The following is a 23,971-nucleotide window of genomic DNA, read 5'->3' on the forward strand; positions in this document are numbered from 1 at the left end:
ACCAGCTCATGAGATCAATCATCCGTGCGTGCGCGGTGCTCGCGCTCGCGTGTTCGCCGGCGCACGCCTTCATGATCGATGACTACTTCGGCGCGCACCGCGTTACAGACCTCACCTTGTCTTCCGACGGCAAGGAGTTGGTCTACGTCGTCGCCAAGGGCGTCATGGCGGCGGACGATGCGCTGGAGCGAACGGTGTATCTGCAATCGTTGGCTGGGAACTCCCAGCCAACGGTTGTCACCGGGCTGTCCGGCGCGGCGAAGTTGCGCTGGATACCGGGCAAACGTCAGCTGTCATTTGTTTGCAAGCAGCCGAAGGTGGCGCAGCTGTGTTCGTACGATATCGCGACCGGTAAGACCGCGGTGCTGACGGATAGCACGGATGCCGTGGAGAAATATTCGTTCTCCGCGGATGGCAACACGTTGGCCTATCTGTCGCGGCGTGCCGCCGAACCGACGACATCGCTCTATCGACGCCTGCTCAACGACGAGCCGGGCGTCGTGATCGATACCGACACGCTGTCCGTCTATGACTTCGTCGATCCCAATCGTGCCACGGCGCAGTATCCGCTGCCGGCAACGCTATGGATCAAGGACGCGAACGGCCGCGTGTCGCAGGTGCCCGTGCCGGGTGAGCCTGGCGGACCCGGCGGTGCATTTCACTGGTCCTCGGACGGAGCGCTGCTGTCGGTGACCTATGTGTCCGCCGATCTGCCGAAATCGCTGTTGGGCATCTATTCCCGCACCAGCCTGGGCGTGTTCGAACGCGCCTCGGGTGACTTTCGCATCATCGGCAAGGCAACGGATCCGAAGGGCGATGAGCCCAGTGTGATGTTCCGTGGCGGCGAATGGATTCCCGGGGCGCATCGCCTGCTGGTGCTGCGTGCGTTCGAAAAGGAATCCGATCCGTGGGTTGGCAAGTCGTTTCCGGACTGGACGGTCATGGGCGCGCGCGAGCCGCTGCCGCCGGCGCCATCCGCCTGGCACAACGTCGAGACTTACGGATCCAACACGGCCTTCTTCCCCATCAGCGATCGTCGCATTCTGCAACAGACGACGTATCGCGGCGTCGACTCGCTGTATCAGCTCGTGGGTAACGGCGTTGAGCGTGCGCCCGTGGTTGCCGGTGTCGACGGCGGCAGCTCGATGTTTGCTTTCAGCGCGGACGATAAAACCGTCGCGTTCGTGAGTTCGAGCCTGACCCGGCTGCAGGAGATCTATATCAGCAAGGCGGGCGGTCGAGCCCGACAGTTGACTCATCTCAACGATGCGATCTCCAAACGGGTGAGCTTCACCGCGCGCGAGGTCACATGGAAAAGCGACGACGGCACCCTGGCGCAAGGCTGGCTGTTGGAACCGCCGGCGTCGAAATTCCCGTCGCGGCCCTGGCCGATGCTGACTCACGTACACGGCGGCCCCGGTGTCGCGATGCCTGATTCGTTCGGGCCGTACGCGGCGCTGTGGACCTATCCGTTGGAAGTGCTGGTCAGCCGTGGCATCGCGGTGTTCCTGCCGAACTATCGAGGCACCAAGACCTTCGGACGGGCGTTCGCGCAGCCCAGTGACAACGGCAAGGAGCCGGTGGAAGACATTCTCTCCGGCATTCAGAGCTTGATCGACAGCGGCAGCGCGGATCGAACCAGGCTGGCTATCAGTGGCCATAGTCACGGCGGCTGGCTCGCGCCGTTGGCCATGGCGAAAGGGCAATCGCGCGGCCTGAAATTTCTGGCTGGCTCGTTCGCCGAGGGCACGACCAACAAAATCATGATGTATGCGCTGATGAGCGGCGATTTGAATCGTCAGGTGCACGATCCGCTCAATGGCGGCAGCTTCTTCGATGCGCCGGAGCGCTATCTGGAGGATACCCCGGAGCTTGCGTATCGAGGCCTGTCGACGGCGGTGCTGTTCGAGGCGGGCGCGACCAACCTGGGCATCGGCATGATGACCGCGCCGAAGGCGACCAAGCATTTCGGCTTGCCGACGGAGTACATCATCTATCCGCGCACCGGACACAACCCGTTCCTGACACGGATCCAGCGCGAAATTGCCGAGCGCAATCTCGATTGGTTCGAGTTCTGGATGCTCGGCCGCGTCGATCCCGCGCCCGCCAAGCGCGAGCAATATCAGCGGTGGTCCGCCGCTCGAACAGACAAACCATCCTGAGGACGAGCTCATGAGATCGATTTTTCGTGCATGCGCGGTGCTCGCGCTCGCGTGTTCGGTGCAGGCGATGGCATCGACGCCATCGCGAGCCGGACTCACGCTCGACGATCTGTTCAAGAACAGCGTGCTGAGCGAGGCCACTGTGTCACCCGATGGCGAGTGGGTCGCCGCCACCGTGATTCGCCCGGTCGATGAGAACGCAGTCTACGGACGCTCGTTCTACGAAATGGATGTCACGCGCGCCGATGTGTGGCTCATCTCGCGTCGGACCGGCGAACGAACAAACATTACTCAGGGCGGTGCGGATGCCAGCGGCTTCTGGTGCGCCAGCTGGTCACCGGACGGTTCGCGACTCGCGTTGATGTCGACCAAGCCAGAAGGCGGCGAACCGCGTGGTGGAGACAATGTGCGTCTCTATGTTTGGGAGCGCGAGGGCGGTGGGTTCAAGCGTCTGACCTCACGGGCCGTCGCCTCTCAAACCATGGGAGGCTCGGCGATGTATCGCGTCGACCTGCAGGGACAGAAGAAGCGCGATACCGCTCGCTGCAGTAACGAAGAGAACGCACCGTTCATCTGGCTCGACGACGCGTCGCTGCTGGCGATCATGCTGCCCGAGGGCGCGGTCTCCGGCATCATGGATGCGTACACGCGCCCGCTCGCGCACGCCGGAACGACGTTGAGCGAGTTGCGCGAAGGGAAAGTTCCCACCGTGACGGAGTCCGAGAGTGGTGTCGCCTCACCACCGTCGCCGATCGCATCGTTACAGGTCATCGATGCGAAGAGCGGTAAGGCTCGCACCATCGCTGCCGTGCCGCTGCATCCCTTCGAAAGCAATCTGCAGATCTCGGTTGCGCCGAACGGCAAATCGATCGCGGTGCTGGCATCGAAAGGTGCGATAGCCCACGAGAACGGCAAGTCGTTCGCGTACCCGTATGCCGATTGGCAGGCGAGCAAGCAACTCGGGTTCGCTGACGTGCAGGGTCATGCCGTGCGTTGGGTGGAAGAGCTGCCGGCAGGCGTGAAGTATCCGATGGATCTTCAAGCGTGGTCACCGGACAGCAGCGCCATTGCCATGCGAGCGCGGCCGGACGCGCAAACGCGGGCACTGATGTTGATGAGTGTGTCGCCACGCGACCTATCCATGACCCGCGTCAGTCCCGAAGGAACATCGGTTGCAGCGGCTCCCGTCGGTGGCGGTTTGCCCGGCGCCTCGACAGTATTCTTCGCCGACGACGGTCGATTGTTGGCGCGCGCGGTGAAGAGTTCGGAGGAGCTGCCGCCTTGGGAGTGGTATCGCGCTAAAGTGCGTGGCTTGCCTATGCCGCGCGCTGATTGGTGGGCGTTCGCGCGTGGGCGTGCGCCGGTGAATCTCACGGCGTCGATGAAAACGCCTCCGGACGCATTGTTTGCTACGCGTGATAAAGCGCGTTACGTCGGTATAGCAGACGATGCGTTGTGGATGCTCGACATCCGTTCCGGCAAAGCGACCAAACTCGCGAGCGAGCTGCCTGCGGGAGCGAGCGTGCTCTGGCCGAGCGCGCTCGATGGATCGAATCGACCGACGTCCGAAATGATCGTCGCCGGGCGCGCGAAGGACGGCGTGCGAGCGCTGGTGCATGTGACGTTGAGCGATGGCAAGGCGACCGCCCAGTCGCTGAAGCTACCGTCGGATCACGCGGAGTTCCGCAAGTACGACGCGGCACATTCCCTGGCGCTGTTCCATGATGTGAATTTCACCGGCACGTTTCTGTGGTCGCTGGATCTGAAGTCCATTCAGAGCCAGAAGCTGATGGCGCTCAACGAGCATTGGGTGAACGTCGATCCGGGCGAGTCGCGGCTCATCGAGTATCGCGGCATCGATGGTCAGGAGCTGAAGGGTGCGGTGCTGTTGCCGCCGAACTATCAGTCCGGAAAAAAGTATCCGGTGCTCACGTGGGTATATGCGGGCTCGACGGTGCGAGGCGCGTCGGACGACTCCTTCAAATTCGACATGCCCGGTCAATACAACCTGCGTTTGTACGCCGCGCAAGGTTACGTCGTGCTCGTGCCGAGCATGCCGCTGCGGCCAGACGGTCAGAAGAACGACGACTACATCGAGTTGCCGAAAGGGGTGATCCCCGCGCTGGATCGTCTCATCGAGCTGGGCATCGCCGATCCGAACCGGCTGGCGGTGATGGGGCAGAGCTATGGCGGCTACAGTGTTTATTCGCTGGTCACCTACACCAACCGTTTCAAGGCGGCGATTGCGATGGCGGGCTTGACCGATTTGTCCAGCCTGTATGGCGAGTTCGATCACACGGCGCGCGGTTACCCGGGCATCGAGCACCAGAAGTCGGTGAATTGGGGGCTGGCGGAGCTGGGTCAGGTCAGCATGGGCGTGCCGCCGTGGGAGGATCAGTGGCGCTACTGGCGCAACTCACCGATCAACTACGTCGATCGGGTGGAGACGCCATTGCTGATGATCCACGGCGAGCAGGACATCCGTGGTCCGATGAGCCAGGCGGAGGAGTTCTTCTTCGGCCTGTATCGGCAAGGCAAGCGTGCCAAGCTGCTGCGTTATTGGGGTGAAGACCACGGGCTCCGGCAATCGCCGGCCAACGTGCGCGACATGGTCGAGCAGATTGGCGCGTGGCTGAAGATCAACCTGCCGGAGCAGTAGGCCTACAACCGCGTCCCGACGAAGCGGCGGACCACGCCGCCGTCTTTCACATCAGCGGCGAGAATGCGCTCGCCGCTGACCTCGCCGATCAAGTCCGTGGGCCGCCGGTCCAGACCCGACACCACGATCTCCACTCGGTTGCCGTCCAGCCGGCCATTGCGAACCGCGAGACGCGCACCATTCGCGGGCGACGCTTCGAGGCGTTGAAAGCTTTGCCGAAGCTCGACGGTGAAGTTCGCCGTCCCGCCGACCTCGCTGAATCGCCATTCACCCGCGACGTGTGCCGGCACGATCCATAGCAAGGCTTTGGTATTGCCCACGGCGGACCCGATCACTTCATCGGGTTGCCATTCACCCATGTCGAACGTGTTGGATACCACGCGCGTGCCGGGGCGCATGTTCAGGATGGTCGGGCGCAGCTTCAGATTGAGGGTCGGCCCGAGATACAGCGTCAGCACGGTCGCGCCGCTGAAATCGGTCTCGAATAGGTCACCTTGTTTGAACTGCACCTTGTCGGTGAGTTGCTCGGCCCGCGCATGACACTGGGCAAGCTCGACCAGTTGCGGGTTGTATTCGATGCCGAGCGCGCTCGCGCCGAACTGTTTGGCTGCGGCGATGGGAATCTTGCCGTCGCCCGAGCCGAGGTCGATGACCCGGTCCTTGTTGGTAACGCCAGCCGCGCGCAGCATCGAGGTGACCAGCTCATCGACGGTCGCGACCCACATGACATCCTTGCCGGGCTCGCCGCTACGAGGTGCGAACTGTTGCTCGCATTCAGCATGGGTCTCGGCGTGGACCGGCAAACAGAGCCAGGGAAGCAGGCACCAGAAGGTGCGACTGGCATGTAGCCACAGTCGCCAATGAAACATCGTCGCTCACTCGTATCGCTATCGAACGGACGCAGGATACCGCCGGATTCTCATATCAAGAGCCGCGGCTTTGTAACCTGGGATAAGAGGTATTTTGTCGGGAATTGTTGTACTCGATAAAGTCGGGCGCGTCGCCAGACTGGCTGCCTATAATCGCGCGCACGTTTTACCAGGACCCCAAAGATTGGGATGACCCCTCCATCGCCCACCGATCAAGAGCGCCTCATCGAAGAGTTGCGCGCGGCGATTGCGGCTCGGGACGAGTTCATCGCCATCGCTGCTCACGAGTTGCGCAACCCGATGACGCCGATCGTCGGGCAAGTGCAGCTGCTACTATCGCGTGCGCGCCGTGAGCAAGTCTCGCCGGCGCTGGTCCGGGGTCTGGAGATGCTCGAGGTGGCGGTCGATCATTATGTCCGCCGAGCTACCACACTGCTCGAGATCACACGGTTGAACGACGCACAGGTCCGACTCGAGCCGAGCACCTTCGACTTGAGTCAGCTGATCGGCGCCTGCGTCAGCAAGTACGAACAGCTGGCCGCGCGCGCCGGCTCGACATTGCACTGTGATCTGCCCGGGCCCGTCGATGGGACCTGGGACCACTTGGCGACCGAGCAGGTCCTGGACAACCTCGTGTCCAATGCCATCCGTTACGGTGATGGCCGGCCGGTGCGGATCGAGCTGAACAGCGAGCCCGCCTGGGTCGAGGTGCGAGTGATCGATCACGGCATCGGTATCGCGCCCGAGGATCATGAGCGCATCTTTCAGCGCTTCGAACGCGGGCCGGCCGCGCCGCGCAGTGGCGGCTTCGGCATCGGCTTGTGGGTGTCGCGCAAGCTGGTTCAGGCTCAGGGCGGGACCATGACGCTGCGGAGTCAGCCCGGCCAGGGATCGACATTCAGTGTAAGACTGCCACGTGACGTGACGGCTCACGCTAAGATCGCGTAAGAACGCGTTTGGGGTAAAGAGGACCCACGGTCACGTGAGCAACAAAGAAGTCAGCGAGCCGGGGCTGGAACGCATCGCCACCGGCGTACCCGGGCTCGATGAAGTATTGAAGGGCGGCTTCTTCGAAGGCGCCGTTTACATCGTGCGTGGCACGCCTGGCGCCGGCAAGACGATTCTTGCCAATCAGATCTGCTTCCAGAACGCTCGCCAGGGCAAGCGCGCGCTGTTCGTTACGCTGCTGGCCGAAAACCACGCACGCATGCTCCAGCACCTGGAGCAGATGAGCTTTTACGACGCCAAGCTGATCCCGAAGTACGTGTACTACATCAGCGCGTTCCGCGTGCTCGAGGAGAACGGGCTGAAGGGAATGATGGATCTGTTGCGCCGGGAAATGCGCGCGCACGATGCCAGCATCCTGATTCTCGACGGCTTGATCGCGGTCGAGGAAACCAGCACCAATGATCGGGAGTTCCGGAAGTTCATTCATGAGTTGCAGGCGCATGCGGCCACCGCGGGCTGTTGCACGCTACTGCTGACGAACGGGCGCAGGGGTGAGTACCACCCGGAACACACCATGGTCGACGGTCTGGTCACTCTCGAAGACGTGCCTTATGGCAAGCGCCGCCAGCGCGAGCTGGAGGTGCGCAAATTCCGCGGCTCGGCCAGCTTGCGCGGCCGGCACCCATTTCAGATCACCGATGACGGCCTGGTGGTGCATCCCCGGCCGGAATCGCGCTTCCTGCGGAACACCGGCGTTGCCAATGCCGGGCGGATTTCCACGGGCATCGCGCAGCTGGACGCCATGACCGGCGGTGGCCTGATCGCCGATTCCTCGACCCTGCTGCTCGGGCCATCGGGTGCGGGCAAGACCACACTGGGTACGGCGTTTCTGCACCGTTCGAGCAAAGCGGAGCCCGGCCTGCACTTCGGCTTCTATGAATCGCCGGACCGGCTCGTGGCCAACGCGCAACTGCTCGGCATCGACCTGAAGGCGCGGGTCGCGGCCGGGGATCTGGAAATTCTGTGGCACCCGCCGTTCGAGCGCATCCTCGACAGCCTCGGCAACGAGCTGATCGATGCGGTACGCCGTCGCAAGGTGCGGCGCCTGTTCATCGACGGCTGGGGCGGCTTCGCTGGCACCGCGGAGACGCACGAGCGGCTCACTCCGTTCTTCTCCGCGTTGGCCAATGAGCTGCGCAGCCTGGGCGTCACCTCGATCTGCGCCATGGAAACCCAGAACCTGATCGGGCCGGAGCTGCTGGTGCCGGCCACCGGCATTTCCGCGGTCACCGAGAACATGATCCTGCTGCGTTATTCGGAGTATCAGGGGCAATTGCGCCGTCTGATCTCGATCATGAAGGTGCGCGGCGGCGGCTTCGATCCCAAGCTGCGCGAATTCGAGATCGGCCCGCAGGGCTTGCGCTTCGTCGACAGTTTCAAGACCGCCGAAGGCGTGCTGTCCGGCTACAGCACCGAGCGCTCCGACGCCGCGGCGCCGGCCAACAAGAAAAACGCTGCGAAAGGACGACGCGCCACCGCTCGACGTCGCAGTAAGGCCTAGGCATGCAAACCGTGCTGGTCGTCGATGATGAGTTCGGCGTCGCCGAGGTGTTGCAGTCCATCCTCGAAGACGAGGGCTACCGGGTCGCCACCGCGATCAACGGCAAGCAGGCCCTGGCGCGCCTGAACGAGGTGACGCCCGATCTCATCATGCTCGACTACATGATGCCCATCATGGACGGCACTCAGACGCTGAGCGCCATCCGCAGCAATGCGACTTTCGCCAGGCTGCCCATCATCATGATGAGCTCGCTGGAGGAGGTTTCGGTGCGCGAGACCTGCACCGACTACGACTTCTTCCTCCGCAAACCCTTCCGCGCCATGGCCGTGCTGAAGGCGGTCCAGCAGCTGCTGGAACATCCTCCCCGCAAGTAATCGGCGCCTCGGACGGTTTCCCGGCCGCCGGTGCTCTGCGCCCGTCTCTGAAGAGATTATTACGGGTTCGGCAGAACGCTGTTGAAATGTAGAAATTCCATCAGCACAATCGGGCCTGGCTCCCATGAGGTCCGACATGCCGACCCGCCGAGATTTCTTTGCCACCAGCGCGCTCGGCCTGAGCGCTTTGCCAGCTTTCGGGGCCGCTGCCGGCAGCCGTACCGCCGACGTCTCCCGGCAGCTCGCCAAGACCGACCCGGTCGCCGCGCGTCTCTACGAGACGATCCGCGACATGCCGGTCGACGACACGCACTGTCACCCCATATCGGATCGGGACAGGGTGATGACGCGCGACGGCTTCATCGAGCGGCTGGCGCTCTCGGCATTCCCCGGGCCGAATTACTTTCCAGACGGCGTCTACGATCAGTGGCACGCCGGTGACGAGCGCACGCGCGCCGAGCTCGACCGTCGCTACAACGTCGGCAAGAAGCTCGCGTACATCAACAATCACTTCGGCGAATCGGTATTCACGAAGTTCATGGTCAAGGAGATGGCGTCTTTCCTGGGCTGCGAGCCGCGCTTCGAAGCGGTGATGGAGGCGCGCAACTCACACCAGAAAAACTACTACGGCTATGTGAATTCACTGTTCCAGGACGTGAAGCTCGACAACGTCATGATCGACACCGGCTATGCCGACGGTCTCGACGCTGCCGGCGTTCGCAAGTTCTCCGAGGCGATCAAGCCGACCCGCACCCGGCTCATCGCGCGTGTCGAAACCATTCAAGCCGAGTTGCTGAAAAAGAATCTGCCGTTCCAGGAGATGCGCGACACGTTCGTGAAGCGCGTGCGCGATGCGCTCGACGGCACGGGTAATTTTGGCGATCGCTCGTATGGCATGAAATCTTATCTGCTGCCCGCTATCGGCGTGATCAAGCCGGTGTACGACGCGGCGGCCGCTGCAAAGTCCTACGAAGAGCTGCGCGCCGCGCACGCCAAGCCGCTCGCGGATCGCGAGCTTCAGGCGCGTCAGGGCAAGACCTTCCTGGAATACATGCTGACCCTGGCGCTCGAGGAATGTCTGGAGCGCGACATGCCCATGCAGTTCCACGCCGGCGACGGCGAGGCGCCGAGCGTCATCCTGCGCAATCAGCAGCCGTACTATCTCGAAGAGTTCGTGCGCTTCGACAAGGACGGCCTGATGCGCATGCCGAAGATCATTCCGATTCACGCCGGCTATCCGCTGGTCAGTGAGGCGGCGTGGTTGAGTCATCTGTACGCGAACTGTTATTTCGAGCTGTCGCTGATGACGCCGTTCATTCACCAGGGGCTGGTGCGTCGTTATCTGGAAATCATGGAAGCGGTGCCGCTGTCCAAGATTCTGTTCGGCAGCGATGCGTATCACTTGCCGGAGCTGTATTGGCTGGCGGCCCGCTGGGGCAAACGATTCCTCAGTCAGGCGCTGGCGGTGTATGTGAGCGAGGGCGTGCTCAGCGAGGAGGAGGCGTTGGAAGGCGCGCGCATGATCCTCTACAAGAACAACCGCGCGGTTTATAACTTGAAGTGACGGGGCAGCGACCATGAATTCGACCGTTGCGGATTTGCCGGCGGCGCGCGCGCCAGTCGAGATTCAGCGTCATAGCCGGCTGGTGCGGGTCACTCACTGGATCAATGCGCTGAGCTTTTTGTTTCTGGTGCCCAGTGGCATCGCGATCCTGTACGCGCATCCCGAGTTCTATTGGGGTGAGACCGGCTACTTCGGCGATCCGGCCGCGCTCACGTTGCCGATGGAACCGAACTTCGACTACACGGCCTGGGGGCGCGGCATGCACTTCCTGTTTGCGTGGCTGCTGGTGCTGAACGGTCTGGTTTATCTGCTCGCCGGTTTGCTCAACGGTCACTTCTACCGTCAGATGTTGCCGCGCCTGGCGCAGCTGCATCCCAAACATTTGTGGCATGAGATTCGGGATCACCTGCGTTTCGTGCGTCCGACCGGCGAGGCGGTGCGCACCTACAACGTGCTGCAGAAACTGGCGTATCTGCTGGTGATCTTCGTGGCGCTGCCGTTGATGCTGCTCACCGGTTTGACCATGTCGCCGGCGGTCACTGCCGCCTATCCCGAGTTGTTCACGCTATTCGGCGGCAGGCAGTCGGCGCGCTTCATTCATTTCATTTGCGCCAGCGCGCTGGTCGGGTTCCTGGTGATTCATCTGGTGATGATTTTCGTGGTCGGTTTCGTCAATGAGATTCGCTCCATGATCACTGGCAAGTTCCGGATCGAGGAGCAGTCATGAGCAAGATCTCGCGACGCAAGCTGATCGTCGGCGGTGTCTCGGCGGGCGGCATCCTGCTGGCGGGCACGGCGAGCAAATATTCCAACGAGCTGTATCGCGTCGGCGAGGACCTGTCGCGCGTCACGCATCGCTTCCTGCTCAGAAACAATCCACTGGCGCGCGAGTTCACGACGCGCGACATCTCCAAGAATTTTCCCGCCATCGGCACGACGATGCCGGAGAGCGAGATCTATCAGCGTCTGTTACATGCCCGGTTCGCCGATTGGCGGATGCCGGTGGGCGGGCTGGTCGACAAGCCCATGTCGTTCTCGCTGGCGGATCTGCAGTCGATGCCGGCTCGCACGCAGATAACGGCTCACAGCTGCGAGCGTGGGTGGACGGCAATCGCGCAGTGGACCGGTGTGCAACTCAGTCGAGTGCTCGAGCTGGTGAAGCCGCAGCCCGCGGCGCGCTGGGTCGCCATTCATTGCTCCGACGGCTGGTGGGACAGCTACAGCCTGGATCATTTCGAAGCGCTGCATCCGCAGACGATTCTCGCCTATGGCATGAACGGCGCAGACCTGCCCGTCGCGCACGGCGCGCCGGTTCGACTGCGGGTCGAGCGGCAGCTCGGCTGGAAGAGCCTGAAGTACGTCGATCGCATCGAGCTGGTCGATCACTACCGCCGCCTCGGCGACGGCAAAGGCAGCTTCGTGGCGGACGAGTACAACTTCCAGTGGTACGGCGGAGTTTGAGTTCACCCTCGCGCCCAAGGCATTGAATTTCGATATCTAGTCGGCTTGGCTGGCGGGTGACGCCAACATTTGCCTGAGTGAAGCCTTGACGGGGTCGTAATTTCGAAATAATTTCGAATTTATCCCCGTCCGAGGTCGTTCGCGTGAAAAACACCCCCGCCTTCCTGCTGCTTCTGGGCGCCGCGTCGCTCGCCCATGCCGAAGCTCCCGTTCCTTGCGCCTCCGCCGCGCAGATCGCGAGCGTGCACGACTACTACACCAATCAGCGCCCCGGTCGCCCTCTGCCCGTGCCGGCGCGCGCGTTCGGTTGGCCTGAGTCGGTGGTCGCCAGTGGACTGCCGGTCGAGCAGTCGTTTGGTGCGGCCGCTACGCCGGCGCTGGTTCGCGAGATCTGGAAGACCATCGATGCGTGGGGCGAGAAGACCTCAGTGAAGCTCGTGCTCGCCTCGGGCGGCCAGCACACCTTCGCGTTCCCGAGCTTGGTGCCAATCACTCAGCCTCAGAATGCGAACGCAGACCTGCTGGATGTGTACGCGGATGGCGGCAAAGGCGTGCACACGCATATCAGCGCGCCACATGTGAAGGCCATCTATGCGACCGATGTTCCCGGCAAAAACGCCGGCCAGCGCACGCAAGCCATCTCGTTCTACAACCAGGACGGCAGCCTGGCGCTGGCGGTCTATGCGCAGATCGATGGCGAGAAGCCCGACCCCGCCGCCATCGAAGGCTTCAAGAAGACGGCGGCAAAGATCAAGGCGCTGCCAAGAGTTTGCGCGCCGCCGACCTGACGAAAAGAGGTCTGGCGAGAAGGGCCGCCGCAAAGCTCTGGCGCGAGAGGGCGCGATGAGAAAGCCCAGCCGCACTGGCGAGCTCCATCTTCTCTGAAAGGGGCCCCTCCCGCAGGGAGAAAAATAATATTCCCCCTCCCGTGCACGGGAGGGGCCAGGGGAGGGTCTTACGGCCCGCCACCCCATTCCTCATACGCTTATAACTTGGCTGAGGACACTCCTGATTGTGAAATCGGGACGTCGACTGACACTGGCGCGTTGGTTGGTTTCAAGAGGAATCAGTCGATGCTGGCCCATCACAACGACCGCGCTGTGTCGCGGCATGTTTCCCTGTTCCTGAGTCTGGCGCCGTGCCTGCTGACTGCGCCGAGTGTTTTTGCCGATCCGGCGCAGGATGCCGCTACAGATAAAGACGAGATCATCGATTACGTCATCGTGACCGGCTCGCAGGTGATGCTGCCGCCGGACTACGCCGGCGGGCAGGTGGCCCGCGGTGGACGTGTGGGTTTGTTTGGCAACCTGGACATCATGGATACGCCGTTCAACAGCACCAACTACACCGCCGAGTTCATGCGCAATCTGCAAGCGCATAGCGTCGCGGACGTGGTGCAGAGTGACCCGGGCGTTCGCGTGGCTCGCGGCTTCGGCAACTTCCAGGAGTTGTATGTGGTCCGTGGCTTTCCGGTGTACTCGGACGACATGGGGTACAACGGTTTGTATGGTCTGTTGCCACGACAGTACGTCGCTGCGGAGTTTCTGGAGCGCGTCGAAGTCTTTCGCGGTGCCAACAGCTTCTTGAATGGCGCCGCGCCGGGCGGCAGTGGCATCGGCGGCTCGTTCAATCTCGTGCCCAAACGTGCGCCGGACCGTGCGTTGAATCGAGTGACGATCGGTGCGGAAAACAGTGGCGAAGGCTACGGTGCGCTCGACTTCGCTCGACGCTTCAGCGACGGCAACTTCGGTATTCGCGCCAATGCGGTTCGCCGGGATGGCGAGACGTCCGTGGACGATCAGGATCGTCAGCTGACGATGTTCTCGCTCGGTATGGATTATCGCGGCGACAAGGCGCGACTGTCGGCCGACCTGGGCTATCAGGATCACAACATCGATGCGCCACGTCCGAGCGTCACGCCGTTCGGCGGCATTCCGCGCGAGCCCGATGCTTCGGCGAACTTCGCCCAAAAGTGGACCTACAGCAGCGAGCGGGATTTCTTCGGCGTGGCTCGCGGCGAATATGACTTCACCGAAGGCGTGAGTGCCTGGCTCGCGGCCGGCTTCCGGGACAGCGAAGAGCACAACAACCTGGCGAATCCAACGGCAGCGCCGGGTGGCGCCGCGACGACCTATCGCTTCGAGAACTACCGCGAAGATCTGGTGAAGACCGGCGACACGGGTATTCGTTTCGAGTTCGACACCGGCGCGGTGGGGCATCGCCTCGTTGCGTCCTTGTCCTATTTTGATCTGGACTCGAAGAACGCCTATGCATTGTCGTCGTTCGGCGGGCTCGCCTTCGATTTGTATCATCCGGTGCAGCTCGCCGAGCCCGCGGCGACCGCTTTCGTTGGCGGCGTGATGTCCTCGCCTCGGACGACGACCAGAACGAAGACGGAGAGTTTCGCGCTGGCCGATACGTTGTCGTTCAGCGAGAGCCGGTTGCTGGTCACGCTCGGTGCGCGTTATCAGAAGATCGAGCAGAACAGCTACGACTACAACAACGGCTCGGAGCTGTCCGCCTACGACGAGAGCACGGTAACGCCCGTATTTGGCGTCGTTGTGAAGCCTTGGGAGCGTATTTCGCTGTACGCCAATTACATCGAGGGCCTGCTTCAGGGTGAAGAAGTGCCGGCGGTGATCGGCGGTGTGGCGATCGCGAATGCCAACGAGATCTTCGATCCATTCAAGTCCAAGCAATACGAGGTCGGTGCCAAGTACGATGGCGGCACGCTCGGTGGCAGCGTTGCGATCTTCCGCATCAATCAGCCGAGCACCATTCTGGTCGGCAACGTGGTGAAGGAGTCCGGCGAGCAGCGCAATCAGGGCATCGAGCTCAGCGTGTACGGGCAGCTGGCTCCAGAGGTGCGCTTGCTGGGTGGCGTGACGCTGCTCGATGCCGAGAATCGCCGCGGCGATGTGCCGGCCGACGATGGCAAGGACGTCATCGGTGTGCCGAGCACGCAGGCGAACGTCGGCATCGAGTGGGATATCTTGCAGGCATTGAGTGTGGACGGGCGCCTGGTCTACACGAGCTCGCAGCCCGCGAGCGCGGACAACACGCTGGAAATTCCGTCATGGACGCGGCTCGACGTCGGTGCCCGGTATTCGATCAAATGGGATGAGCGCGAGGTCACGCTGCGGGCGCGGGTCGACAATGTCACGGATGAGAATTACTGGGCGTCGGTCGGCGGATCGTTCGGCGCCAATTATCTGGTGCTGGGCGGGCCGCGTACCTTCGTGCTATCGGCGTCGTTCGATTTCTAACAACGTAACTTTGGGACGAGATCGGTCGCCGCGGTGGCGGCCGATCACTGGAAGGGTTGATGACAAGACGATTGTTGCGTGGCCTCGGCCACGTCGGTGTGGTGTTGATAGCCGCTGTTGCCGGAACGAGCGCGCAAGCCGCGAGGCCCGAGCCGCCTTTCACCATCGATCCGTATCCCAGTACTTACCAGCCGCTGCCGCGTACCGATACGCTGATCGTCGATGTGACTATTCTCGACGGCGCGGGCGGTCGCATGGATCAAGGCGAGATTCTGTTGCGCGATGGGCGTATCGCTGCCGTCGGACACGGGTTGCCGCGAGATAACGTCACCGTCGTGCAAGGCAAGGGGCGCTGGGTCACGCCAGGCATCATCGACATTCACAGTCACAACGGCACGTATGTGTTGCCGCTGACGTCGCTGGATCGCAAGGCATCGGACGTGTCCGAGACCAGCGATCCAAACGTTGCCGATACGTGGGTAGAGCACGCGGTGAATCCACAAGATCCCGCCTTCGCGGTGGCGTTGCGCAGTGGCGTGACGACGATTCAAGTGCTGCCTGGCTCGACACCGCTATTCGCCGGCCGCTCGGTGGTCGTGAAGCCGGTGCCTGCGACCAATGTGCGGGCGATGAAATTCCCCGGCGCCGTGCAAGCCTTGAAGATGAGCTGCGGCGAGAACGCCAAGAGTTTCTTCGGCGACAAGGAAGAGGCGCCCAACAGTCGCCAGGGTGAGATCGCCATCATTCGCGAAGCGCTGCTGCGTGCGCAGGAGTATCGAGAAGAATGGCATCAGTATTCGCGGGGCAAGAGCAAGAAGCCGCCGCAACGGGATTTGAAGCTCGACACGCTGGCGGCCGTGCTCGATGGCGACATTCCAGTTCATATGCACTGTTACCGGGCCAGCGACATGTCCGCGATGATGGGCGTCGCGCAGGAATTCGGTTTCAAGATCGCCGCGTTTCATCATGCCACCGAGGCGTACAAGATCCCGGCGCAACTCAAACAAGCCGGCACGTGCGTCGCCGTGTGGTCGGACTGGTGGGGTTTCAAGATGGAGTTGCAAGACGCCATTCGCGAGAACGCCGCCATGTCGGACGCGGCGGGTGTCTGCACGATGATGCATTCGGACTCGCCGGTCGTCGGGCAGCGATTGCAGATCGAAGCCGCCAAGGCGGCAGGGGCGGGCCGGCGTGGTGGATTGAATCTGCCGCCCGAGCACGTCATCACCTGGGTCACGAGCGTGCCGGCGAAGGTGCTGCGATTGGGGGATCGCATCGGCACCATCGCTGCCGGCTTCAACGCCGATCTGGTGCTGTGGTCGGGCGAGCCGTTCTCCATTTATACCAAGGCGGATCGAGTGTTCATCGACGGAGCTCAGGTTTACGACAGCGCCGAGCCCGCTCGTTCGCCAGAATCCGATTTCGGGCTGGGCCGTCCGGAGATGGGAGGCCGTCAATGAAATTGCAAACATTCACTGCGTTGTTTCTGCTGAGCGCTGCTGCCGGCGCGCAGAACCTCTCAATCGTCGGCGCCAGGGCGTGGACATTGACCAGTGACACGCCGATCGACAACGCGACCATCGTCATTACCGACGGCAAGATCACTTCAGTGAGTCCGACGCCGCCGCCGGCGAGCATGCGAGTCATCGATGCGGGCGGCAGGATCGTGACGCCAGGATTGATGCATCCGGCGACCCGGCTCGGCCTGATCGAAGTCAGCTCGGCGGCGGAGACGGTCGATCATGCAGCGAAGGCGGGCGCATCGGGCGCGGGCTTCGACGTTCAGTACGCCATCAATCCGAATTCCGTGCTGATCGATCTGGCGCGCGCCGACGGTGTCACTCGCGCGTTGAGTTATCCGAGTTCGAGCAACACGCCGCCGTTCGCAGGTTCCGGGTCACTGCTGCACTTGTTCGATGGCGGCGATGTGGTCGAGCAGCCGCGCATGGCGGTGTTCGTCACGATCAGCAATCGCAGCGCCAATTCCACTGTGGGCTCGCGGTCGGCGCAGTGGCAATTGCTCAGAGCGGCGCTCGATACAGCGAAAGCGGCGACGCCGTCGGCGACGCGCACTCCGGACAGCATCGCGCTCGAGTCCATCGTCCAGGGCAAGGTGCCGCTCGCCATCAGCACGAATCGCGAGTCCGATTTGCGTCAGGCCATCGGGTTGGCGCGTGACTATGGCATTCGTGTCGTGATCGTCGGCGGCGCCGAAGCGTGGCGAGTGGCGGATCAGTTGGCCGCGGCGAAGATCGCGGTGATCGCCGATCCCATGTCCAATCTGCCCGCGTCGTTTGACGAGCTCGGCGCGCGATTGGACAACCCGGCGTTACTGCGCAAAGCGGGTGTGACGGTCGCGATGAGTCTCGATGGCGTGCAGAGCTATAACGCGGGTTTGTCGATTCGCGAAGGCGCGGGGTTGGCGGTTGCGAACGGCATGTCTTATGTCGACGGCCTGCGCTCGATCATCAGCGCGCCGGCTGAGATCTACGGAATCGCGGATCGCTTCGGAACGCTCGCGCCCGGCAAGGATGGCGACGTGGTCATTTGGGATGGCGATCCGCTCGAGCCGTCGTCCGCGCCGACGACGGTTCTGGTTCAAGGCAGGGAGGTCTCGCTGACGACTCGACAGACCGAGCTGCGCGATCGGTACATGCCAGCGGTCAAGGCACTCCGACAATGATTGCTTGATGCACGCCGGCCAGGCGCGCGTTGGCAGTAACGCCGATGATCGCTCAGCGCGCCGATGAGTGCGCGCACTGATGGGGTTGCTAGCGCGGCTCCAGCGTCTCTCTCAGCCACCGCGCGGTGTCATCGATCGCGCGGTTGCTGAGGGCGGAGATCGACATCGCTTCCAGGAAGCTGTGTGACGCGCCTTTATAGAACGACGTCGTGACCTTCACGCCCGCCTGTTTGAGAAGCTCGGCGAGCCGCCAGTTCTGTTCGGTGAGGATGTCGCACTCGGGAATGACCATGAACACCGGTGGCAGGCCGCGCAGATCGGCGAGCACCGGGCACACGAGCGGATTGTTCGCTTCCTCCCGGCTGTGCAGATAGTTGTCCCAGTACCGGGGCATTTCTTCCGCGGCGAGCATGTAGCCTTCGTAGCCGTAGCGTTGCAGCGCTGCCGGCTCGCTGTAGATATCCGTGACCGCATAGTTCGTCACGACCGCGTGGACCGCATTCGCGTCGCCTTCGTCGCGCAGCCTCAAGGCGGTCGTGATCGCGAGATTGCCGCCAGCCGAATCGCCGCCCAAGGCGATGCGGTCGCGATCAATGCCCAATTCCGAGCCTTCTTCACGCACCCAGCGCACGACCGAGGCGATTTGCTGCTGGGCCACGGGGAATTTCACTTCCGGAGAAAGGGCATAGTCGACGCCGATGACAACGATATCAGCGCGCGCGGCGTACTCGCGCATGAGGCGGTCGTGGGTATCGATGCTAAACGTGGTCCAGCCACCGCCATGCATGTAGAGGAACGCAGGCTTCTCTGCGCGCGAAGACGGGTTGTGGATGCGCACGCGCACCGCTCCGACCGGTGTGGGCACGGTGTGCTCGACACGCTCAGACATCACCGGGCCGCCGGCCGCCCAGGGCGCGCGCACCTGTTCGCAGGCGCGTCGCATTTCGGGCAACGGTAAGTTGTTGAAATCCGGGTAACTGGCGTAAGCCGCGCCGGTGGTGGCGATGAACTGGCGAATGTCGGGATCGAGATCGGCGCCGCGCGCCGGGATCGCTGTGCTGGTTGAATCGTCCAACGTGAAGGGCTCCGCGCCGGCACAATGTCTGGCCGGCCGATTTTGTGGTATCACTGCTATGTCTGAGGAAGCTAGCAATCAGCCACTGGTGTGCCGTCGCCCATGGAGCAACATTCATCTCGTCCGGGCCAGCGCCGCGGCGCTGTCAAAAGCTCACTCAATCGTGCGTCCGCGTCCAATGGCGTGGCCGCCAATGCGCCTCCTCGCAGCACCCAAAGCATCGACTATCAGGACGTGCCGCGTCCAGTCGCAGCACTCGCGGATGAATACGAGTCGGGCACCATCCAGGAGCGCCACTCGCACAAGCGCGCCCAGGTGCTGTACTCGATCTCCGGGGTAGCGTCGGTCACGACCGATCACGCCAGCTACATCCTGCCGCCGCAGCGAGCCCTGTGGATTCCCAGTGGCGTCGCGCACGAGATGGCCTGTCGAGGGCACGTGTCGGTGCGGACGCTCTACATCGACGAGCGCGTGCGGGGCGATCTGCCTGAAGCCTGCCGCGTATTCGAAGTGTCCGACCTGCTGCGTGAGCTGATCATCGCCGCGGTTCGCATGCCAGTTGAGTACGACGAGCAAGGTCGCGACGGCCGGGTGATGCGGCTGATCCTGGATGAGATCGCGAGCGCGCCGAGCATTCCGCTCGACATCTCGATGCCGCTGGATGCCCGTCTGCTCAAAGTGTGTCGCGCGATCCTCGAAGATCCGGCGCACGCCGATACGCTGGACGACTGGGCGCGCGTCGCCGGCATGGGTCGTCGCACGTTCACCCGGATGTTCCGTCGTGAGACACAGATGAGTTTCGCTACCTGGCGTCAGCACGTGCGCCTGATGGAAGCGATGTCGCGCCTCGCGACCGGCGAACCGGTGACTGCGGTCGCCTTCGATGTCGGTTACAACAGCCCGAGCGCGTTCACCGCCATGTTCCGCAAGGCGTTCGGCGCCGCCCCGACCCGATACATCAGCGAACAAACCTGAGCCAGCGGCGCAATTCTCCCTCAGCATAGCGGCCCTCGTTGCAGGGATCCGAGGCCGCTTGTGAAATTGACGTCCGCACCTGTCGCCCGCTTCGACAGTGTCACCCGAGGATATCGAGGCTACGTGCTGGGGCTGTTGACCCTGGTGTTCGTCATCAATTTCATCGACCGGCAGATCCTGTCGGTATTGATCTGCTGATAGCAAACGTTCCCACGATGGTTGGTTATTTGCTGGCCGCCCGCAACGTGCGCAACGACTGGCACGAATAAGTCCTTACCCGGCATCCGGGAAACACCCAAAGGACGACTCCCTATCCGATTGCGATCATCGCCGGCTTGTACGTGACGGCCTCTTCCAATCTCCCGCGGGATATCCCCGGCCGCCCTTATTGTGGCGGACGGCCTTCGGGTCTTATAGTCGCGACCCCCGCGCGCGTGGGGATGTCGAAAGGAGTTCACATGAGCAGCTCGACTGGGGATGGCAGGGTTTGTTTGTTAGGTCCCCGGGCTGTTGCGCTGCCGATGGCGTGGATGCTGGGCGCTGCCACGCCGGCCGCCGCCGAAAATCCGTCAACACCAGCATCGATCGACACCGGCCAGATCGAAGAAGTCCTGGTCAGTGCTCGCCGGCGCGGCGACGAGCGGTTGCAGGACGTGCCGGTCGCGGTGAGCGTGCTGTCCGATGAGGCCCTGCGCAAAGCGGGCATCACCGATCTGGCCGAAGTGGCGACCCGCACACCCAGCTTCACGTTCGGTCAACAGATCGGCAATCAACAGGAAGTCGTGATTCGCGGCATCGGCACCTTGCGCTTGACCGGATCGGCGGCCGAGCCCTCGGTGGGAACATTCATCGATGAGGTTTATGTGGGGCGCCGGGGCACCGCGACGCCGCCGCTGTTCGATCTGGAACGCGTCGAAGTGGTGCGCGGCCCGCAGGGCACGCTGTATGGAAAGAATGTAGTCGGTGGCGCCGTGAACCTGCTCACCGCCCGGCCGAGCGATGAGACATCGGCACGAGTGGCTGTTTCGTATGGACAGTTCGACGTGTTCGGCGGACGCGACATCTGGGAAGGTTTGGCCTATGTCACGGGAGCGTTGAGCAACTCGGTTGCCGGCCGGGCCGCGGTTTATTTCCGCAAGAACGACGGCTATTCCCAAAATACCCTGCTCGATGAACGGCTCGACGATCAGGACAGTTACGCGGTGCGCGGCTCATTGCTGTTTCAGCCGACCGATGCGCTCGACATTCATGTCATTGCCGACTTCGGCCACAACGAGAGTCATGGCCAGTCGCGCCGGGCCGTCGACGATCCGTCGGTGCCTGGGCTGGGGGCGGTGGTTGCGTCGGGTCTGCTCAGCGACAACGTGCGCGAGAGCGATGCACCGTGGACTCAATGGGAAGACCAGGACACCGCCGGGCTCACGGCGCGCTTCGACTATCGCCTCGGTGGCGGTCGCACGCTCACATATCTTTCCGCCGTCCGCTACGGTGACTTCAACGGTCGCTATTCCCTGGTCGGCACACGCTCACCGCCATCGCTCACCGACGCCGCCAACGGTCAGCGCGAGAAGTATGTCGGCATCACTCAGGATCTGCGCTTGAGCTCGGACGGCGAGGGCGCGTTACGCTGGGTGGCAGGGCTGTACTTCCTGCGTGAAGACACCAGCCTCATCGACAACAGCATCGCGACATCGTTTCTATCGGCGTTGGGGCCGGGCAGCGTCGGTGACATCCTCGACGGCCAGTTCATTTACGATCAGGAAAACATCACCAAGAGCTCCGCCGCCTATGGCGAGCTGAGCTGGGCGATGACCGATGCGCTGTCGTTGACGGTGGGCGGCCGCTACACCTACGACGACAAGGATTATCGCAACCGGTCCGAGTGTCTGAACTTCGGCGCGCAACCCGATTTCATCTATTGCGTGGCGCCGCTCGGCGCGGAGTTCTGGGATATTCGTACCAGCAAAAGCTGGAGCGAATTCACGCCCAAGGCCAGCCTCGACTGGCGCGCGAATGAAGAAGCGCTGTTATATGTCAGCGCGGCGCGAGGCTTCAAAGGTGGCGGATGGCAGGGCAAGCCCGGCACCGAGGCAGCAGCGCTGCTGCCCTACGATCCGGAAATCGCGTGGACCTATGAGATTGGTGCCAAGACGCGCTGGGCCGACGGGCGCGTGCTCGCCAACGTTGCGGTCTTCCACACATCGTTCGACGATCTGCAGGTGGAGCAGCTCGACGACGCGGGTCTGTCATTGATCATCGACAACGCCGCGTCGGCGCGAATCGACGGTGTCGAGCTGGAATTGCAGGTGCGGCCCACACCGGCGGTGCAGTTATGGTTGAGCGGCTCGTACCTGGATTCGGAGTATCGTGATTTCGTCGACTCGGCCGGCAATGATCTTTCGGGCAATCGGCTGGCGCGCACGCCGGAGTTTCGTTTTACCGGCGGTGTCGATTACACGATGCCAGTCAGCAGCGATCTGTCGCTCGACACCCGCGTCGAATATCAATGGCAGGACCAGATGCCGTGGATGGTCGAGAACACGGTGTTCGAAGATTCCTACGGATTGCTCGATGCGCGAGTTGCCCTACAGGCGCGCGCGGAGCAATGGGAAGTCGCGTTGTTTGGTAAGAATTTGACGGACCAGCTATATCGTCTCGACGCCATTCCGTTCCTGGGCGATGTATTCTCCCGCTTCGGCGCGCCGCGCAGTTACGGCGTGCAGTTCACCAAGTCGTTCTAACGTGGCGCCTCACGATCCTTCCGAAACCTTAGAAGCCGATTACGTGATCGCAGGGGGTGGTTCCGCGGGCTGCGTGGCCGCGCGCCGGCTCATCGATGCGGGCCACAGCGTGATCCTGCTGGAGGCGGGTGGCGACGATCGTCACGCTGCGGTGTATGTGCCTGCCGGCTCCGCGAAACTGGTTGGCAATGCTCAGTACGATTGGAAGTATGAGACCGAGCCCGATACCTCGCGCAACGGCCGCATTGATCACTGGCCGTCGGGCAAGGTGCTCGGCGGCAGTGGCTCCATCAATGGAATGATCTATTTGCGCGGTAATCCGGCCGACTACGATCGCTGGGTACGGCAGGGCGCGACGGGTTGGAGCTTTCCAGAAGTCCTGCCGTATTTCCTGCGCTCCGAGCGCAACGAGAATGGCGCCAGCCAGTACCACTCCGATAAAGGTCCGCTGGGCGTCGCGAATCTGCGCGTCACGCATCCGTTCAATCGTTTGTTCATCGATGCCTGCGTCGCTGCCGGCATTCCACGCAACGGCGATTTCAACGGCGCGGTTCAGGAGGGTGTCGGTTATTACCAAGCCACCCAGTGGGGCGGGCTGCGTTGTAGCGCTGCGCGAGGATATCTGCGTCCTATCCGTGATCATAAGAATCTGCAGCTGCTGAAGCGCGCCTTCGTGGGGCGCGTTCGAGTGCGCAACGGGGTGGCGGAGGCGGTGGAGTTCAATCACTATGGCGTCGCCAAGCTGGCTCGCGCCCGTCGCGAAGTGTTGATCGCGGCGGGAACGATCGGCTCGCCGAAGATCCTGATGCTGTCCGGGATCGGCCCGCGTGCTGAGCTGGAAGGTCGAGGCATCGCTTGTGTGAACGATCTGCCTGGCGTGGGGCGCAATCTCCAGGAGCATCCGGGCATCATGCTCAGCTATGACGTGACCATGCGCACGATGAACGTCGAGGCGCACTCACGCTGGCGTTTTGCCCTGCGGGCTCTGCAGTTCGCGTTGCTTCGGCGAGGGCCGGGCACTTCGCCGATTTCTCACGTGGGGGTGTTCTTCCGCACGCGGCCTGGGTTGGCGGCGTTCGATGCGCAGATTCACTTTCAACCGTTGGGCTATGAAGTCACGGCGGACAAGGTGCTGCTGGCCGAGGCCAATCGTGTAAGTCTGGCTATTAACGTCAGCCGGCCGGAATCGCGCGGCTCGATCCGGCTGCGCTCGCCCCATCCGCAGGACGCACCCATCATCGATCATCCGCTGGTGGGTTCGGACGCCGATGTTCGAGCGCTGATCGATGGCGCGCGGGTGATGCGCAATATTTTCAGTTCACCGGCCCTGCGCGATCGCGTACGAAAAGAATATCTACCCGGCGAGGCCGTCAGCACCGATGAGCAGTGGGAAGCTTATGTGCGCGCCGGCGCGTTCGCGATGTATCACCCGGTCGGCACCTGTCGGATGGGCGCCGTCGACGATCCACAATCCGTGGTCGATCCCGAGCTGCGCGTGAAGAACATTCGGCAACTGCGGGTGATCGATGCCGCCGTCATGCCTTGCCTGCCTTCGTGCAATACCAACGGCGTGGCCATGATGATCGCCGAGCGGGCCTCGGCCTTCGTGATCGGCGCGAAATAAACATCGAAT

18 protein-coding genes are annotated in these 23,971 nt (G+C 62.7%); 16 read left to right on the top strand and 2 right to left on the bottom strand.

Going from position 1 to position 23,971, the window contains the following annotated elements; translation table 11 throughout:
• The first annotated feature begins 8 nt into the window (after window positions 1-8).
• Complete coding sequence (locus EKO19_RS32580) at window positions 9-2,162, top strand: S9 family peptidase (protein WP_129781586.1); 2,154 nt, start codon at window positions 9-11, stop codon at window positions 2,160-2,162.
• A 10-nt stretch (window positions 2,163-2,172) separates the two neighbouring features.
• Window positions 2,173-4,821, top strand: coding sequence for a S9 family peptidase (locus EKO19_RS32585; RefSeq protein ID WP_129781587.1), 2,649 nt, complete (start codon window positions 2,173-2,175; stop codon window positions 4,819-4,821).
• Window positions 4,822-4,823: 2 nt separating this feature from the next.
• Here EKO19_RS32585 and EKO19_RS32590 read toward each other — a convergent pair whose 3' ends face one another.
• A complete protein-coding gene (locus tag EKO19_RS32590; RefSeq protein WP_129781588.1) occupies window positions 4,824-5,690 on the bottom strand; it encodes an SAM-dependent methyltransferase in 867 nt (288 codons plus the stop codon).
• 189 nt (window positions 5,691-5,879) lie between these two features.
• On the opposite strand from EKO19_RS32590, the gene EKO19_RS32595 reads away from it, so the two are divergent.
• The 10 genes from EKO19_RS32595 (at window position 5,880) to EKO19_RS32640 (ending at window position 17,547) form a co-directional block, all read left to right on the top strand.
• On the top strand, window positions 5,880-6,638 hold the full coding sequence (locus tag EKO19_RS32595; RefSeq protein WP_129781589.1) for a sensor histidine kinase: 759 nt from the start codon (window positions 5,880-5,882) through the stop codon (window positions 6,636-6,638).
• A gap of 34 nt (window positions 6,639-6,672) precedes the next feature.
• Window positions 6,673-8,199 carry an ATPase domain-containing protein gene (locus EKO19_RS32600; protein ID WP_129781590.1) on the top strand — a complete coding sequence of 509 codons (1,527 nt, stop codon included), beginning with the start codon at window positions 6,673-6,675 and terminating at the stop codon, window positions 8,197-8,199.
• A 2-nt stretch (window positions 8,200-8,201) separates the two neighbouring features.
• A complete protein-coding gene (locus tag EKO19_RS32605; RefSeq protein ID WP_129781591.1) occupies window positions 8,202-8,573 on the top strand; it encodes a response regulator in 372 nt (123 codons plus the stop codon).
• A gap of 136 nt (window positions 8,574-8,709) precedes the next feature.
• Entirely contained in the window at window positions 8,710-10,137 is a 1,428-nt protein-coding gene (locus EKO19_RS32610) for an amidohydrolase family protein (protein WP_157995545.1), read from the top strand.
• A 13-nt stretch (window positions 10,138-10,150) separates the two neighbouring features.
• Window positions 10,151-10,864: a cytochrome b/b6 domain-containing protein gene (locus EKO19_RS32615; protein ID WP_129781593.1), complete on the top strand. Its 714-nt coding sequence runs from the start codon at window positions 10,151-10,153 to the stop codon at window positions 10,862-10,864.
• Window positions 10,861-11,598, top strand: coding sequence for a molybdopterin-dependent oxidoreductase (locus EKO19_RS32620; RefSeq protein ID WP_129781594.1), 738 nt, complete (start codon window positions 10,861-10,863; stop codon window positions 11,596-11,598). The genes EKO19_RS32615 and EKO19_RS32620 overlap by 4 nt, the downstream gene beginning before the upstream one ends.
• Before the next feature lie 143 nt (window positions 11,599-11,741).
• Window positions 11,742-12,386 carry a ChuX/HutX family heme-like substrate-binding protein gene (locus EKO19_RS32625; protein WP_129781595.1) on the top strand — a complete coding sequence of 215 codons (645 nt, stop codon included), beginning with the start codon at window positions 11,742-11,744 and terminating at the stop codon, window positions 12,384-12,386.
• 285 nt (window positions 12,387-12,671) lie between these two features.
• Window positions 12,672-14,864, top strand: a complete 2,193-nt coding sequence (locus tag EKO19_RS32630) for a TonB-dependent receptor (protein WP_129781596.1) — start codon at window positions 12,672-12,674, stop codon at window positions 14,862-14,864.
• A gap of 59 nt (window positions 14,865-14,923) precedes the next feature.
• Window positions 14,924-16,324: an amidohydrolase family protein gene (locus EKO19_RS32635; protein ID WP_129781597.1), complete on the top strand. Its 1,401-nt coding sequence runs from the start codon at window positions 14,924-14,926 to the stop codon at window positions 16,322-16,324.
• The gene (locus tag EKO19_RS32640; RefSeq protein ID WP_129781598.1) at window positions 16,321-17,547 is read left to right on the top strand and encodes an amidohydrolase family protein; all 1,227 of its coding nucleotides are present in this window, start codon (window positions 16,321-16,323) and stop codon (window positions 17,545-17,547) included. The genes EKO19_RS32635 and EKO19_RS32640 overlap by 4 nt, the downstream gene beginning before the upstream one ends.
• Before the next feature lie 88 nt (window positions 17,548-17,635).
• On the opposite strand, the gene EKO19_RS32645 is transcribed toward EKO19_RS32640, so the two are convergent.
• The gene (locus EKO19_RS32645; RefSeq protein ID WP_129781599.1) at window positions 17,636-18,622 is read right to left on the bottom strand and encodes an alpha/beta hydrolase; all 987 of its coding nucleotides are present in this window, start codon (window positions 18,620-18,622) and stop codon (window positions 17,636-17,638) included.
• A gap of 102 nt (window positions 18,623-18,724) precedes the next feature.
• Here EKO19_RS32645 and EKO19_RS32650 point away from each other — a divergent pair, with 102 nt between their 5' ends.
• From EKO19_RS32650 to EKO19_RS32660, 4 genes are all read left to right on the top strand, one after another.
• Complete coding sequence (locus tag EKO19_RS32650; RefSeq protein WP_129781600.1) at window positions 18,725-19,597, top strand: AraC family transcriptional regulator; 873 nt, start codon at window positions 18,725-18,727, stop codon at window positions 19,595-19,597.
• 60 nt (window positions 19,598-19,657) lie between these two features.
• Window positions 19,658-19,795 carry a hypothetical protein gene (locus tag EKO19_RS38510; RefSeq protein ID WP_157995546.1) on the top strand — a complete coding sequence of 46 codons (138 nt, stop codon included), beginning with the start codon at window positions 19,658-19,660 and terminating at the stop codon, window positions 19,793-19,795.
• 260 nt (window positions 19,796-20,055) lie between these two features.
• Window positions 20,056-22,338: a TonB-dependent receptor gene (locus EKO19_RS32655; RefSeq protein WP_175597271.1), complete on the top strand. Its 2,283-nt coding sequence runs from the start codon at window positions 20,056-20,058 to the stop codon at window positions 22,336-22,338.
• A gap of 43 nt (window positions 22,339-22,381) precedes the next feature.
• Complete coding sequence (locus EKO19_RS32660) at window positions 22,382-23,962, top strand: GMC family oxidoreductase (RefSeq protein WP_175597272.1); 1,581 nt, start codon at window positions 22,382-22,384, stop codon at window positions 23,960-23,962.
• The last annotated feature ends 9 nt before the right edge of the window (window positions 23,963-23,971 follow it).

Source organism: Peristeroidobacter soli, from assembly GCF_004138485.1.
Lineage (GTDB): Bacteria > Pseudomonadota > Gammaproteobacteria > Steroidobacterales > Steroidobacteraceae > Steroidobacter > Steroidobacter soli.